The sequence below is a fragment of the Shewanella sp. SR44-4 genome (genome assembly GCF_014163715.1).
Classification (GTDB): Bacteria; Pseudomonadota; Gammaproteobacteria; order Enterobacterales; family Shewanellaceae; genus Shewanella.
The window spans coordinates 72,866-88,087 of record NZ_JACJDU010000004.1 but is presented as its reverse complement, the minus strand read 5'-3'; the positions used below and the strand labels follow the sequence as shown (position 1 = coordinate 88,087).

Annotated in this window: 11 protein-coding genes; 4 read left to right on the top strand and 7 right to left on the bottom strand. The window is 41.3% G+C overall.

Features of this window, described 5'->3' with window-relative positions:
- Nucleotides 1-31: 31 nt before the first annotated feature.
- Complete coding sequence (locus H5125_RS03420; protein ID WP_162022261.1) at nucleotides 32-4,585, bottom strand: biotin carboxylase N-terminal domain-containing protein; 4,554 nt, start codon at nucleotides 4,583-4,585, stop codon at nucleotides 32-34.
- A 129-nt stretch (nucleotides 4,586-4,714) separates the two neighbouring features.
- Between H5125_RS03420 and H5125_RS03415 the strand changes: the two genes are divergently transcribed.
- Complete coding sequence (locus H5125_RS03415) at nucleotides 4,715-5,626, top strand: LysR family transcriptional regulator (protein WP_182743544.1); 912 nt, start codon at nucleotides 4,715-4,717, stop codon at nucleotides 5,624-5,626.
- A gap of 161 nt (nucleotides 5,627-5,787) precedes the next feature.
- On the opposite strand, the gene H5125_RS03410 is transcribed toward H5125_RS03415, so the two are convergent.
- The 6 genes from H5125_RS03410 to H5125_RS03385 all read right to left on the bottom strand — a co-directional run bounded on the left by H5125_RS03410 (nucleotide 5,788) and on the right by H5125_RS03385 (nucleotide 11,895).
- On the bottom strand, nucleotides 5,788-7,122 hold the full coding sequence (locus H5125_RS03410) for a DUF3187 family protein (protein ID WP_220487213.1): 1,335 nt from the start codon (nucleotides 7,120-7,122) through the stop codon (nucleotides 5,788-5,790).
- 29 nt (nucleotides 7,123-7,151) lie between these two features.
- Nucleotides 7,152-7,865, bottom strand: a complete 714-nt coding sequence (locus tag H5125_RS03405) for a hypothetical protein (protein ID WP_182743543.1) — start codon at nucleotides 7,863-7,865, stop codon at nucleotides 7,152-7,154.
- A gap of 10 nt (nucleotides 7,866-7,875) precedes the next feature.
- Entirely contained in the window at nucleotides 7,876-8,580 is a 705-nt protein-coding gene (locus H5125_RS03400) for a C39 family peptidase (protein ID WP_243756246.1), read from the bottom strand.
- A 55-nt stretch (nucleotides 8,581-8,635) separates the two neighbouring features.
- Nucleotides 8,636-9,706, bottom strand: coding sequence for a hypothetical protein (locus H5125_RS03395; RefSeq protein ID WP_101086189.1), 1,071 nt, complete (start codon nucleotides 9,704-9,706; stop codon nucleotides 8,636-8,638).
- 25 nt (nucleotides 9,707-9,731) lie between these two features.
- Complete coding sequence (locus H5125_RS03390) at nucleotides 9,732-10,349, bottom strand: hypothetical protein (protein WP_101086190.1); 618 nt, start codon at nucleotides 10,347-10,349, stop codon at nucleotides 9,732-9,734.
- 220 nt (nucleotides 10,350-10,569) lie between these two features.
- Nucleotides 10,570-11,895 (bottom strand): sigma-54 dependent transcriptional regulator, encoded by a 1,326-nt coding sequence (locus H5125_RS03385; RefSeq protein WP_182743542.1) that lies wholly within the window; start codon nucleotides 11,893-11,895, stop codon nucleotides 10,570-10,572.
- Between the two features lie 571 nt (nucleotides 11,896-12,466).
- On the opposite strand from H5125_RS03385, the gene H5125_RS03380 reads away from it, so the two are divergent.
- The 3 genes from H5125_RS03380 (at nucleotide 12,467) to H5125_RS03370 (ending at nucleotide 15,202) form a co-directional block, all read left to right on the top strand.
- Nucleotides 12,467-13,648, top strand: a complete 1,182-nt coding sequence (locus H5125_RS03380; RefSeq protein ID WP_182743541.1) for a hypothetical protein — start codon at nucleotides 12,467-12,469, stop codon at nucleotides 13,646-13,648.
- Nucleotides 13,649-13,730: 82 nt separating this feature from the next.
- Nucleotides 13,731-14,342, top strand: a complete 612-nt coding sequence (locus tag H5125_RS03375) for a SprT family zinc-dependent metalloprotease (RefSeq protein WP_162022257.1) — start codon at nucleotides 13,731-13,733, stop codon at nucleotides 14,340-14,342.
- Nucleotides 14,343-14,500: 158 nt separating this feature from the next.
- Nucleotides 14,501-15,202 carry an endonuclease gene (locus tag H5125_RS03370; RefSeq protein ID WP_182743587.1) on the top strand — a complete coding sequence of 234 codons (702 nt, stop codon included), beginning with the start codon at nucleotides 14,501-14,503 and terminating at the stop codon, nucleotides 15,200-15,202.
- Nucleotides 15,203-15,222: the final 20 nt, after the last annotated feature.

The following is a 15,222-nucleotide window of genomic DNA, read 5'->3' as shown; positions in this document are numbered from 1 at the left end:
GGGTATTTTATTCAACAATCAATCGTAGGTATTACGCTTCGATTGGCAAAATCACAAACAGTAAGTCGCCTTGTGAAACTTGCTGTCCATTGCTATTAAGAATACGTTCAATACGATACTTTTGGTCTTCTGGATATAACACACCTGTTTGACGATTAAAGCCCGCTAACGTTAGTTGAGAGAACATCTTCATTGCTTCCATCAATGCCAATGTTTGTTCAACCGTGACAATGTCACCTTCTTTAACAAAGTCTGCTTCACCTGGTGCTGGAGAGGTATAGAAAATACCTGCGCCTTGAGCCAATACTTTCAACTCGTTGCTTTCGCCAACACGTAATGATTCAGTATCAACCTCAATCGCTTCTGCTGCCGCTTCCATTTCAGCAATCAGTGCTGGAATGTCTAGCTCAGCCATTAAGCGAGGCAAGTAGTTTGTGTCATACACCCCTTCGTTGAAGGTTGGATCTTTAAGGATAAGCTTCAACAATGGAATGTTAGTCGCAATACCTTTAATCACTACGCTATCTAAGTAGGCATACATTTTAGACACAACGTCGGCACGGTCAGTACCTCGTATAATGATCTGTGCGATCAAGCTGTCATAGTATGGCGATACTTCCTTACCCGCTGCTGCAATCGAAATAATTTCTACATCGTCACGCTGAGGCAATACACATTCAGTGATTTTACCAGGATTAGGAATAAGCTGAAGAATACCGTGGCTATCAAGCGCCGCTTTTTCCGCCGTCACACGCACTTCCATGGCGTAACCTTGGTCTACTGGCTGTAGATTTTCAATTGAACGACCCGCAGCAATATCAAACTGCGCGCTAACAATATCAATACCCGATGTCGCTTCAGTCACCGGATGCTCTACTTGAAGACGTGTGTTCATCTCCATGAAGTACACTTCGTTAGCATCTAAGTTATAAATAAACTCAACGGTACCTGCACCCATGTAATCGGTCGCTTCACCTAACGCACGAGTGTATTCCATCACGCGCTGCTTGAGCTCTTCAGGCAACATAGTCGAACCAGACTCTTCAATCACTTTCTGGTTATTACGTTGCACTGAACAGTCGCGAATACCCAATACTTTGGTATTACCAAATTTATCACGCAGTAACTGCACTTCAATATGACGCAATGATGTAACGTATTTTTCTAAATACAAATCGCCATTACCAAACGCAGCGGCGGCTTCTGTCGCAGTTTTCTGGAAGAAACCAATCATGTCCTCAGGGCGTTTAACAACCTGAATACCTTTACCACCACCACCTTGCACCGCTTTTAACAGCACAGGGTAACCAATTTCAGACGCTACGTTCACGGCTTGTTCTGCGTTTGTCAAAATACCATGACTACCAGGCACAACTGGCACATTTTGCTTTTGAGAAGTATGGATAGCATTAGATTTGTTACCCATAGTGGTCATTGAATGCACACTCGGACCAACAAAGTTGACCCCATTGTTAACACATAATGCCGCAAACTGTGGGCTTTCTGACAAGAAACCAATACCTGGGTGCAACGCATCGACGTTTTCATACTCAGCGACTTTCAATACTGAGTAAGCATTGAGATAACTTTCATCTGAAGTATTACCACCAATACACACAAGCTTATCAGTATCTTTCAGCATATCTGCAGGAACAGATGTCATGTCTGGGTCTGAGGCCACCAACACCACATTAATGTTGTTGTCGTGTGCTTTACGAATCAGTTTAACTGCCGTACAACCACGAGCATGCACTAGTACTTTATGGATAGGCTTCATTAATGCACGAGGATCGTCCTGTACAATAACGTCTTCTAGCTCAATAACTTCAGGCACTAAAGTCGACAACGCTTTGCTAATCACTTCTTCAATCTTAATTGTCGGTAATGGCATCAGTGGATCAATACCCGACAACTGGGTGTCTAAGGTGTCACTAAATGGATTATGAACTAACCCCGTCATTGCCCCTGGCACTTTAGATAAGTAGTTAGACAATGTGGCTGTAGATGGTAAGTACGCAGGTACCACCATTTGACCAGCAAACGGCATATTGGTGCCAGAAAGATAGTAAGTCTGCACTAAAGGATGGGTTACAAAACTGGCTTGAGCACCACCAGTACAATCACCAAAACCAAACATCAATACCGGTAATTCGTTATCACGAATAAAGCGCGTAATACGGTCGTTCACGACCGCCATTGAAAACAATGCCGCTGCACCTTCTTTAGTTTGCATACCACCAGAGCTGATAAAACAAATAACCGGTAATTTACGCTTAGCACATTCAATTAATAGCGAACTGAATTTTTCAGCACTGGCCATATCAAATGCACCCGCTTGGAATGCCGTATTTGAAATGGCAACACCAACACGTAACTTACTGCCATTATTATTAAAGTCAGCCAGACCGGTAATTAAACCACAAGGGCGGATCTTTTTATCAATAGCATCTTCAATCGATAAACGGAAACCAGGGAAGTTAAGCATGTTAGCTGACATTTTGTCGGCATCAATTTCATCAAACTTAGTAAAGAACTGTTTGATAATATTTTCCCAGCCCATCTTGCCTTGTTTTTTCTCTTCGCGAAGAATTTTTTGGATCAGTAAGTCTTGGTAACCCATGGTTAAACGGTTCCAAAAATCCTTACGACGACCAATACGTACAGGGTTAATTGTCCCAGTGTATTTATCGTGTTCATCTTCACTATCAAAGTACTCTGGTAATAGACGCTCGAAGAAATAAGTTAAGATTACAAACAGCGAATCGTTTAACTGCGGGAAACCCACACTCTTCCATTGCTCTACACGAGTAAGCAATTCAGCGCGATTCGATTGATCCATAAAGTATTTAAGCCACTTATAGAACTTGCTCTTGTCGTTAGCTTTGTCGCTTGTCGATAATGCGTTATCAATCGATTTGTGGAGTAATTTATCCACTGATTCACGAGATAAACTTTTTGACATCATGGCTTCTTTCGAAATTGACGCCAAGCTGCCTACGACATTGTCATATAGCGCATTGAAGATAAGCACGTTATGACACTGCCAAATAAAGTCTGCGCGTAATTCGTCGTTAACCACAATATCCAACACAGTAAGCTGACTCAGTTCAGGCCATGGAGCTTGCGTTGTAGATTTAGGCAGTGACTCTAAATGCTTAATTAAGCCATTGAAATTGTTAGCGGCGTTACTTTTCCAGCGATGATATAACGACCAACCAATGTTAAATAACAATGCTTTACGTGCTTTTTTATAGTTCTCTTTTGGTTCACCCAAAATAAAACGTGTAATCACGTTACGTTCGGCAGAAATGTCTTTACGTTTAGCGCTGAATGTACCCCAAAGTTTATTCAGTTCTTCATCGTAAACAAGCTTATCTGGGTTGGTTAACCACGCCTGGAACACGCGTTCCTGTTCTTGCTTAATGCGCGCTAACAAATCACCTTCTGGCACGCTCACTTTTGATAAGCGACCATACTGTTCTTGTGAGATTGAATGAATACGGCTACGCAAGGTCAAATAACGCAAATAACGATATGCACTACCAAAAATATTGTGGTACATCGTTGGGTTATTGGCGACCGATAAGCGGGTATTATTTTCAAGTGTGAGCAGATTAGCCGACGGCGCTAAATAACGCTGTAAACTGCGATCATAATGCTCTTTTAAATCGGTAGATTCGCGCACAAAGTTCATTGCTGCACGTTCAACGGCTTCAATAGAACTGATAATCGCACGACGGAAATTATGCTGACGCTCATCTTTATCTGATGGAGTAAAATCGATAATGCCGTCAATACACCCAGCGGTATATAACTCTTCTGGTGACACGCCTACCGATTTAGCACATTCCTGCCATGACAAGTTGTACTTACGCGCAATGCTCTGCAAACCTTGTGGTTGAATGGTGTTAAAAATACCATCTCGTACAGATAGTAAAATGTTCGCTGCAGCTAATGGAATTGCACCACCTGAATAGCCTGCACCAATCACAATACCGACAGTCGGTACATCAACATTTGCACTTTCAGCAATCGCTTTAGAAATGGTATGCGCTTGATTTTGGCTATTGGCAATTTCGCCAGCATCTGCACCAGGAGTATCGATTAAATATACAATCGGCATAGACAATTCAGCAAAATGACGAATCGCCTTACACGCTGCAAGATGGTGTTCTGGCATCCATGCACCGTTTGCGGTCGTGCGCTCTTGCGCAATAAAACCGATACGGCGAGTACGAGTACCAAAGTTAAGTTCCACTTCAGCACGGTAAAACGGTCCGATATGACTTTCGGCAATAATCTTGCCTTTTAAGTCAGCGATCATACGCTTCGCGCCTGGGCGGTTTTTATCCAAAGTCGGTTGAATAACTTTATTGACATAACCGTCAACGTCTAAAGATGCCAAACTTTTCAAGTTTGATTGAATGGAATCTTCTGTTAATAATCCTTTCACTTCTTCAGATAAACTCTGCTTGTTATGAGCAGGAAATAATGAAAAGTCTTTAGCCAAGTGTTCAGCTTGTAAGAAAAGTGGGTCAGCCGATAGTGCTTGAGTCTTGTTAGCGGGCTGCTTTTTGCTGGTCATCCTTAGATCCTCTGCTTATATAGCCTCTGAAAAATTTTTTTAGCCCGTAAATATAACTTTGTTAATGGGTAAATTACCATATAAACTAGCTTGGACGCTTTGTTCCATAATTGAGACAGTGAGGTTTGAATGCCCGATTTGAACGGTATGATGCTGTTTGCAGCCGTTGTTAGAGCAAAAGGATTCTCTCAAGCAGCACGAGAGATCGGACAACCTAAATCAACAATTAGTCGTAAAGTTGCTCAATTAGAAGAACAACTCGGGGTACGATTACTGCAACGAGACACCCGAAATTTAAGTCTGACTCAAGTAGGCGCATTATTTTTTCAACATTGTGATTCTATTAGTCATGAAATTGAAGCGGCCAAAGCCACCATAGAAAACACCCATAATGATATTTCTGGTGCGTTACGTATCGCCATTCCGGTATCATTTTCACAAGATGTTATCGGCCATTTATGTTCTAGTTTTATGCGCCTTTATCCCAATATAGAACTCGATATTCAATTTACCGATAACGATGTCGGGCTTGTGGGTGAAGGTTACGATATCGCGATTAAGTATGGTCCACTACAGTCATCAGATCTTGTCGCCAGGTTATTATTTGAACGCCAGCCTATTTTGGTTGCAAGCCCTGGTTACATTAAAAAATTCAGCAGCCCTGCAACACCACAAGAATTAACTCAACATAGCGGTATTTTACTCGGCACTACACTGTCGGCACCCATTTGGGCGTTAGGCAAAGGTAACCGTAAAATAATGGCAACCTTTAAACGTAAAGTGCGAGTTAATAGCGCCAGTATGGTGAAACGTTTAGCGTTGGATGATTATGGTATTGCCATGCTTTCTAATACTAGTTGCAAGCAAGAACTTGCAACCGGAAGCTTGGTGCCCATTTTACAAGAATGGCCAATGGAACCGTTTAAAGTGTATGGGGTGTATTCAAGTCGCCGTCAATTAGCCAGTAATATAAGTGCTTTTTTAGACTTTTTCACCAAACGATATACCAGCCAAGAATCACTGAATTCGATGATGAGTTAAACTATACACTGGCAAACGAGTCACCATCGGGTCTTTGTTATGCATATGGTCTCGCATCAATACCAGAATCATTAGCTCAAATAACAACCTCAAATGGCCAAATAAGCCATTTAAGGTTATCTCGATTGAGAAACTTATAACGCGAAGCTTTCTGAACAGCACTAAAATCGATAAGGAAATCGCAGACTGATTTGGTAGTCTGGTGAATCTTCTGTTAGTCCAGCACCCATTGATGTCACCATAGACAGATTGGGCGATAAGGCTAACGTAGCACCAATACCTAAACTCGCAGTATTGGTGTCAGTACGAGGGATTTTCTCCCACTCTCCACCTTCTGGTCTTTGTTTGGTCTTACTGTAAAATCGCTGATTAAAGCTCATACTCAAACTCATTCGTTCGGAAACCGCAAAGGCCAATCCCACGCTGTAATCCAGATAATTGCCTAAATCAATTTCACCGGGGCTTAACCCTGGTGCGCCAGATAAGTCATCAAAGCTTTCTTTAAAACTAGCACCGTAATTTAAATTAAAAAACACAATCGCAGGATCAAACGTTTTTGCTAAGCTAAACCCTGTCGATACCCCCCAAACACCTGAACCCGTTGCCATTTCTGTAGGATAGGTTAAATTGCCGGTATCAGATGTTTCAAGCGAGATCCCAAAAGGATCTTTTCCCGTTGGCGCGCGAACTCTGAAGTTCCATACCCAATCGGGCCAATCTACAGATTCAGTATTAATGCGGTAATAAACTGCACCACTGACATCACCCATTTGACCACCACTAATTTTAGCCGTTTCATATCGTTGACTAGAGTTGCCTTCCCCCACAGAGTCATACTGAGTCCAACGATATAGATACGGCAAACCGAGCTCAAACTGCCAGTTTTCATTTAATGTATAGCGGGTAGTGAGATCCAATCGTGTTGTATTAGTGCGAATACGATCTAGGTTTAAGTTACCCAAAAAAATAGCATCAAGTGCTAAAAAGCCTCTAAGAATGAGATCTTTACGGCTGTAGTAACTATAGGTAAATGAGGGTTCTACGGTAAATTTCCGAGAGAAGACATTATGTGCTTCTTGTAATACATCATCAGTACTTCTTGCTCTGTCTGGCGCTTTTTTTCGTTCTGTTGTGTTGCTGGCGATTGCGCCTTGCTGGCTTGATTGAACATCTTGTCGCTCGGCTGACGATGTTGCAGATGATGTTGCAGATGATGGAGTTGATGGTTGCTTAGTCGTTGAGGCGAGATCTTTCGTGCTGGCTTGTCTGTTTAATGCCTCTTGCTTGAGCACCTGTTGAGCCATCTGATTAATGGTCTGTTGCTGTAATTTAATTTGTTGATTCAACTGAATCAGTTTCTGTTTAAGTACTGCGATATCTTGTTCAGATAAGGTTGTTTCTAAGGCTGGTTGAGGATCAGTATCTGCAGCATACGCAGGTACTGCCAATATTCCAGGCAGGATCACTGCGACAGCTGAGGTCCATTTCTTATTCATAAATACATCCTTGGCTTGTACAAAATGAATTAAAATCCTAGTGCGGTTAAATCGCTGATTTGCCTACCAAGTATATTTGACTCAATTGGTCCAACAGGCATACCGTCATACCTTAGTGTAGACTGGTTTATCACTCCATGACTGAGTCCATCAATAAAAATGCTTTGAACTAACTGACCATTGCCATTTTGATAACTAATACCTTGACTGGCTCTGCCTGAAGCCAGTTCGACCTGATAGCCAACTGTATTATCGTTAGCCGAAAACGTGGTGTTGCCATTATTACTCACAAGCGTTGTGCCGACGGCAACATTAATCCCTTGCAGTAGCGGGGTTAATCGCCCTTGAGCCATATCTAATTCATTGACGGCTAAGTTTTTACTCCCAGCGATTTGAATTCGTTGTTGTAATCCTGCTGTTTGACCCAAAGCATCTAACTGAAACCCATTGTTACTACTAATGGCATTGGGATCGCTGATAGTAATATTCACTGAGGGCTGATTGTCGACTTGAGAAAACTCAATTTGCATTCCAACTTGTTGCTGGACACCATTATCTTGAATAAACTGCGTTTGCATCTGCAAGCCAAAGTAATAATCTTGGCCATTATTAGTGTATTTACCTTTCATTGATTCCAATTCAAAGTCTGTCAGCACTTGGCTATGTTGGAATACCGTCAATGAAGGCGAACTGGCCATCACAGGTGCTGCAATCGTCAGTAATAGCATCATGCTTAGTTTCATAACTTCCTCCTTAAAGCATATCTGAATAAGAAAAACCAAACTCAAGTAACTCAGCATCCGTCATAGGTGAGAGCGGATCGAGTGCCTTAAACGTTAGTTTTGCTCTTGGATGTAGTAATGGATTATCACGTCGATACTCTTGCCCAATAACCACAAATACAACCCCATTCCACTTTTGAGTAAACTCATCCATTGTCATGATCCTATTACCTAATGCGGGATCGCCTAAATAGACTTCTCCGCGATCATGACGACGAAAAACCACAAAGTGGCTATAGCCACCATCATTAAGTAATACAATGGCAGGTATCTTGAGCAACAACATTTCAGCTTCACCGACTTTATATCCCCGCCCCCTTAATCCTTGAGATTGCAGATACCGTTTCATATTAAGCAGTGAAAATCCTTGCTCTTGTACCAATGTCAGATCGGCATGTTCTAACATGCCAATTAACACTTCCTGCTCATTTATATCTTGACGGTCATAGGCATATTTCAACAGGCTAGCTAGACTAGCGGCACCACATGAAAAGTCGGTTTTTTGCTCTATAACATGCTCAAATTTTCGCTCACGTATACTCTGAATAGATTTAGAATAGGTTCCCATACCCGGCACGACACCCGTTAATGGGATATCTGCTGCGTAACTGTAATAAGTGAGACTAAAGCTGGACATGATCAACAGTGCAATCATTAAATTAGTTATGTCGCGCATAAGATGAATCAGGGGGTTACCCCCCCTGCCTTATTCATAACGTATCATGAGGTCTTTACTCGCCAGAAATGATCTCTGCAGGACCCGTAATGCTTGTTAAAGCAAGGTTATTTGACTGAAGGTTACCCGTACCACTGGCCAAGTTAACCCCAATGTTACCCGATGCATTCTGGAAGGCTGTTCCAGCTAATAATGAAGAATTATTAGACTTCTGAAGCACAGTTTGAACAAAGAAAGGTAATTGACCACTCACGGTACCATTAAGCGCTAAATCACCTTCTTCATCAAAGGTCATCACTTCAGCACCAGATGGGTTTTCTGTATCAAAATCAACATGACCCACTACAGTTCCTGTTCCTGAATTATGTTCTCCGTCACCTTCTAAAATAATTTCTGGATAATAGGCATCATTTAAAGCGGACGTACCTTCATAGGTTCCTCCGGCATCAAGAACAAGATCCACATCGACATATTCCACGCTATCCTGAACAACCCCTATATTCATCGTGCCGTTATGCCCAGTACTTTGCACATTAGACACACTGGCTTCACCTAAACGACCATTGTATGAAGACGCGGCCATATTGTTAGCCTGAATATTGTTGTTACCTGCAGCAACATTGACACCAATATTACCTGAGGCATTCATGAACGACGCACCATTGATGGTTGATGTATTAGTTGAGGCTTCGTTCCACACACCATTAAAACCACCCATTTGAGTACTGAAGATTTCAGCATCACCAGAGCCAAAAGCAAAACCGGCATCAATAGAAGCTAATGCAGCTGAGTTACTTTGCGCATTAAAATCACCTGCCGCTTGGTTAACACCAATATTACCGCTTGAGTTTTCAAACGCATTACCAGATATTTTAGCGTCATTATCGTGATAATAATTTTCAACTAAATTTGCGCTAGTTTCCTGTACATTTTCAACTACAGCCATGCCTAAACCATTAGCAGTGATAGTGCCTTCAATGGTCACTTTACCTTTATATTTAAGCTCTTTAGATACATCTATTTTTTTATCTAATTCAACACTACTGTCTGAATCTGTCATTCCATTTGCATATGCAGAACTACTCATTATTGCTGCAATACTTAGCACTAGAGTGAGTTTTTTCATCTTCCATTCCTCCGATCGATGATTATTAATTCCCGCTTGGTAACTGCAACGAGAACTGGTTAATGGCAACATTATTGTCACCAGAAATTTGATTAATCTGCATCACGCCCTGCGCATCCAAAAAACTGTCTGGAGCGATGTCGGCCTGATAGTGTGATAATTGATAAGATGACGGTGCCAATTGGCTCGACACTTGAGTTAAGGCTTCATCATTCAACCCTTGCCCTATGATGGTTTCTAGGGTCGAGTCCATGGCAATGCTGCCTATGTTAGCTTGTATGTTTTGCTCACCGCTGACTTGATTAATACTGGCTAAGCCTTGAAATTGAGCAAAGGCTTGGCTGTCTATTACTGCAGTAAGTTGCTTATTAAATTCTGATAATGATGTTGGTTGCGGTAATTGGTTGTAATTAATCGTTTGGATAGACGTGCGTTGGCCTAATGCATGGCTGTTAGACTGAATATTAAAATCGCCAGCAGCTTGGTTGATACTTGCCCGACCTGCGCCTTGCATCACATGTGAACCAATCACCGTTGAATCATCAGCGTATGAATGAGCAACCAGCAATAGCGCACTGAGCTGTATTGCTCGCTTCAATGATAATTGCAACAATTTGCAATGTACCTGGCTAATGATTTCCATAAGATGTTCCTTCCATATTTGATAAAAGGATATAGCAACCCTTATGCCAAATATGAAAGTTATTAAATTTCATATAGATAGCGTTTTTTAGATCAAGAGGAATTCTTAAAGTTAAGAATAAAAATAGCTAGGTTATTGATATAAAGCTTAATTCTATTTTTAGGTACAATCTTAATATTAAGACTGAATAAGCAACTAAATAGTGTCTCAATTAAACCAATTACATCAGCGGTAAACGATGTTTGTCCATGAGTCGATAAAAGGTTGCCCTTGAAATATCTAAATAACTTGCTGCAAGCTCAACTTGACCGTCTGCAATCAGAATAGCCTGTTGTAAGGCTTGTTTTTCAGCATTGTCTTTTAAGGTTTTAAGCGATAGCGCAATGTGGCGTTTTTTATCGATATTAGCTAACTCTAGGTTCTGTGAACTTATCTGCGGCGTGTCGCACAATACCACCGCTCGGCGAACACGATTAATTAACTCGCGGACATTTCCTGGCCATGGGTAGTTTAATAGTGCATGGCAAGCTGATTGCGATAATGGCTTTGTCACAAGTCCATATTCATTCGAATACACCCGAATAAATCGATTGGCTAAACCGATAATATCATCACGCCTTTCTTTTAATCTTGGAGTTTCAATGGTAATGCCATTTAAACGATAGTAAAGATCTAAGCGAAACTTACCTTGATCAATAGCATTTTCTAAATTGACATGAGTAGCGGCTAAAATACGCACGTCAGCCGATTGCGGCATACTACCGCCAACTGAGTCATACAAGCCTTCTTGTAAAAAACGCAGTAAATTGACTTGTAGTTCAGCGGGTAAATCGCCAATTTCATCTAAAAATAATGTACCACCGTCAGCCAATGCAATTTTGCCTTTCCTGTTACTTGTTGCTCCCGTAAAGGCACCTTTTTCATGACCAAATAAGTCCGATTGAATTAAGCCAGCAGCCATAGCACCACAGTTAACCGTAATAAAAGGTCCATCTTTCCTAGAAGATAATTGATGTAGTTTGGTCGCCACTAATTCTTTACCAGTGCCAGATTCACCTCGAATGAGCACAGGAATATCTGTCGGTGCAACTCGCTCAACTTGACGAAATAACTGTTGCATGACGTCCGATGGATACACCGATGGATCGGTTTCTTTGCCAGCTAATTCAGGCTGTGGAACATGATGCTGTTGCTTTAATTTAGATAAACCAATGCCATGACCCAAGCATTTCGCTAATCTTTCAGGATCAATAGGGCTAGTACAAAAATCCCAAGCATATTGCGCAATAAAAGTTGTGATCGCTGCAATGTCGAGTTGTGATTTATTGATGAGTACAATGATATGGACCCTAGGGTCTAACTCTCTGACCAGATAATTGATTTCATTTATGATATTTTCTTTTCGAAGATCGATTAAACACAGGGCACAATTGATGGGAATTTTATTTTGATCATACTTATCAATGTAGTGAAGCTGAAAGTCTAATCGAGAAAGTACTTCATTTAGCTCATTACACTGAAAACCTGCCATTAGTAATGGTTCCATGTTGATATCCTTTCGATACAGTGAGCACCAAAGTGCTAACACAAGGTTAGCCTGTGCATCTTATCTATAGATATAACCGGATAATATTACTGAAATATAAACCCTGATCATTGGCTAATCGTTTATATCTTCGGTAATTTAATACATCAATAATGTAGTCACTCATAGCTAGTATCATTATTTGATTCAATATTAATACATAGTCAGAACCACACTTGGTACATTTTTAATCATCTTTTTATCGACTTATCACCCCAGATTAACCGTAACGATGACTAACTTTAGTGTATCTGTTATCTCAGCTACATCTTTCTTATGATCTTAGTATGGTATAGAAGCGCTAATAGTATATAAAAAGCAGCAATTAAATCGCCATATCTGCAACATTTAACGACCTCCAAAGAGGTTAACTTCAATCCATAATTTAAAAACGATTTACTGACACGAGTCTTAAAGTCCTATTAAACCCTCTAAACAACTGTGTTATAACTATAACGTAGACCGCCTCACGGGCAGTAAAGTCGTTAAATGCAACCCAAAGATAGACATCTAGGGTCCTAAAGGAACCATCATGATTAAACACAGTGCTTTTATAATGTTAAGTACATTGGCATTAACCTTATCTACTGCAGTTAATGCTGGGCCGCTCTCAAAAGATGTTGAAGAGATGCGTGTATCAAAAGCGGGGCAAACTATGCCTAACGTGGTTAATCGTTATCAAGCGATCAGTGATACTTTAGAGGTCAAGTTAGCCCAATCTACTGATGAGTTAGCCGTTACCGAAATGGCAGCGCATCAAGGGCATAGGTTATGGCAGCAAGCTGTACGAGATGTACAATCGGGACACAGTGATGATCGCTCCTTGTACTGGAGTCGTTTAAGCATGCGTAACGTCCTAAAGCAAGAAAAAGCCGGATTCAATATGGCCGATTGGCAACGTGATATTTTAGTCAAAGCAGTTGAGAAGTCCTCTCGCGGCTTTAGCGATATTACGTTTTCTCCCGATACACAAATTAATATTTTAGTGACCGGTTTTGACCCCTTTTTCCTTGATAGAAATATTGGCCAAAGCAATCCATCAGGTTTAGCTGCATTAGCACTCGATGGTTATCGTTTTGAGGTTAATGGTAAAAAAGCCCAGATCGAAACCGTAATGATTCCAGTAAGGTTTAGCGATTTCGACAATGGTATTATCGAATCGTTACTCACGCCGTTTTATCGTGAAGACAGTGTCGACATGGTGTTTACCATTAGTATGGGTCGTGAAAATTTCGACATTGAACGCTTTCCTGGACGTAATCGCAGCGCAGAAGCTCCAGACAATTTAAATGTATTAACGGGTGCCAGTCAGCGCAATCCTAAAGCGCCATTATTTAACGGTGGTACTTCTTCCGATGGCAAATTAAATGGCCCTGAGTTTGTGCAATTCTCTTTGCCCGTTGAAGCAATGGCGGCAGTGAAAGGGCATTGGAGTGTTAATGACAATAATCAAATTAGCACCTTATCTCGGGGACAATTTAAGGCATCATCACTGGCTGAACTACAAAAAGAAATTTCTGTAGAAGGCTCTGGTGGCGGCTATTTATCCAATGAAATTTCCTATCGCAGTATTTTACTTCGAGATCAATTTAACTTGAATTTACCGGTAGGACACATTCATACTCCACGTATTAAAGGTTACGACTCACAAGTAGAGTCAGACATTGTCGAGCAAATACGCGCCATGATAACTGCAGCGGCGAACACACTGTAATGTCTACCAACTAACTTAACAGGCCGATACTTTACTTGCCTGAACCTTTCATTAATCATTCAGGCAAGTGAAGCAATTCAACATGTTTAAAAGTATTTTTAATCTCACTCAGCGCGCACATCAAGTATTAACGCAAGATATCCACGAAAAGGAGTCTTCGTTATCAGTGGGCTCTCGAACCCACCCATCGCTGAACACTTCCGTTAGTGATCCTTTACAACAGCAGATCTTGGCCAAAGTCGAAACGGACTACCTATTAGCCGAACAACATTTTAAACGTCAATTCCCACGCCCTAGTGTGCATTTTAGCTTACGTGGAAAAAGCGCCGGCACAGCACATTTACAAACCAATAAATTACGCTTTAACCCGGTGTTACTGGCTGAAAATCCGGATATTTTTATTAACGAAGTGGTACCACATGAAATTAGCCATTTAGTCTGTTTCCATCTCTTTGGTAAAGTAAGACCTCATGGTAAAGAATGGCAGAGCGTAATGCTGACGACATTTAATATTACTCCCAAGACCACTCACCAACTCAATACTCAGTCGGTCAGCGGCCAACAATTCGAATATTTTTGCGGTTGTGGCAGCATCAACTTAACCATAAGACGTCACAACAGAATTGTCCGTGGCCAAACTCAATATCGCTGTCGCCGATGCCAACAAACATTAACCCCTTTTAACCCTAAATAACCTTTGCTCGGAATAATAAACGGTATCAATTGCGTCATCGCATCTGATGGCTTAACATCAGCCAAAATGACAGGCTAAGCCTGCACTGTAATGATGTTTTTGTTAATTTTTAGGGTTTAATTTTGCGCTTATCATCCACACACTCTTGGTTATTTTGGGTGTCGCTTCTGTGCGGCATTTTTTCATCCACACTTATCGCTGCAGAACATCCAAGTAGTTTTGGTAAAGCGAAAAAAGTGGCTAAAAAGATTTACCAACAACACCTCCCCCTCAGTACTTTTTATTGCGGCTGCGACATCGCCATAACAGGCAAATTATGGCAAGCAGATCATGCTAGCTGTGGCTATCAGGTTAGAAAACAAATTATTAGAGCCAACCGTATCGAATGGGAGCACGTGGTTCCCGCTTGGGAATTTGGTCATCAACTGCAATGTTGGCAAGACGGCGGCCGTAAGAATTGTGGTAAAAACAACAAGCAATTCAAAAAAATGGAAGCAGATTTACATAATCTCGTTCCTGCTGTTGGTGAGGTCAATGGCGATCGCAGCAACTTTAGGTTTAGTGATTGGGGTGGAAAAGCGAATCAATACGGACAATGTGAAATGATTGTCGACTTTAAAGGCCGCAAAGCACAACCGCCTAAACGAGCAAGAGGTCCTATCGCTCGCACTTACCTCTATATGCAACAAACCTATGGTCTACAAATTAGCAGTAGCCAACAAAAACTGTTTAATGCATGGGACAAAATGCAGCCAGTGACGGCAACTGAGTGCAAGCGTGATACCTTAATCGCTGCTAACCAAGGTAATCATAATGATTTTGTATTCAAACAATGCCAAAATAACGGCTTAGTTCGTTAATTGACGATTAAGCTTCCCTT

Bases quoted from the DNA above. Each gene is read 5' to 3' on its own strand.
- H5125_RS03405 (WP_182743543.1), bottom strand. From the start codon at position 7,865: ATGAAACTAAGCATGATGCTATTACTGACGATTGCAGCACCTGTGATG.
- H5125_RS03420 (WP_162022261.1), bottom strand. From the start codon at position 4,585: ATGACCAGCAAAAAGCAGCCCGCTAACAAGACTCAAGCACTATCGGCT.
- H5125_RS03410 (WP_220487213.1), bottom strand. From the start codon at position 7,122: ATGAATAAGAAATGGACCTCAGCTGTCGCAGTGATCCTGCCTGGAATA.
- H5125_RS03415 (WP_182743544.1), top strand. From the start codon at position 4,715: ATGCCCGATTTGAACGGTATGATGCTGTTTGCAGCCGTTGTTAGAGCA.
- H5125_RS03375 (WP_162022257.1), top strand. From the start codon at position 13,731: ATGTTTAAAAGTATTTTTAATCTCACTCAGCGCGCACATCAAGTATTA.
- H5125_RS03400 (WP_243756246.1), bottom strand. From the start codon at position 8,580: ATGCGCGACATAACTAATTTAATGATTGCACTGTTGATCATGTCCAGC.
- H5125_RS03390 (WP_101086190.1), bottom strand. From the start codon at position 10,349: ATGGAAATCATTAGCCAGGTACATTGCAAATTGTTGCAATTATCATTG.
- H5125_RS03380 (WP_182743541.1), top strand. From the start codon at position 12,467: ATGATTAAACACAGTGCTTTTATAATGTTAAGTACATTGGCATTAACC.
- H5125_RS03395 (WP_101086189.1), bottom strand. From the start codon at position 9,706: ATGAAAAAACTCACTCTAGTGCTAAGTATTGCAGCAATAATGAGTAGT.
- H5125_RS03385 (WP_182743542.1), bottom strand. From the start codon at position 11,895: ATGGAACCATTACTAATGGCAGGTTTTCAGTGTAATGAGCTAAATGAA.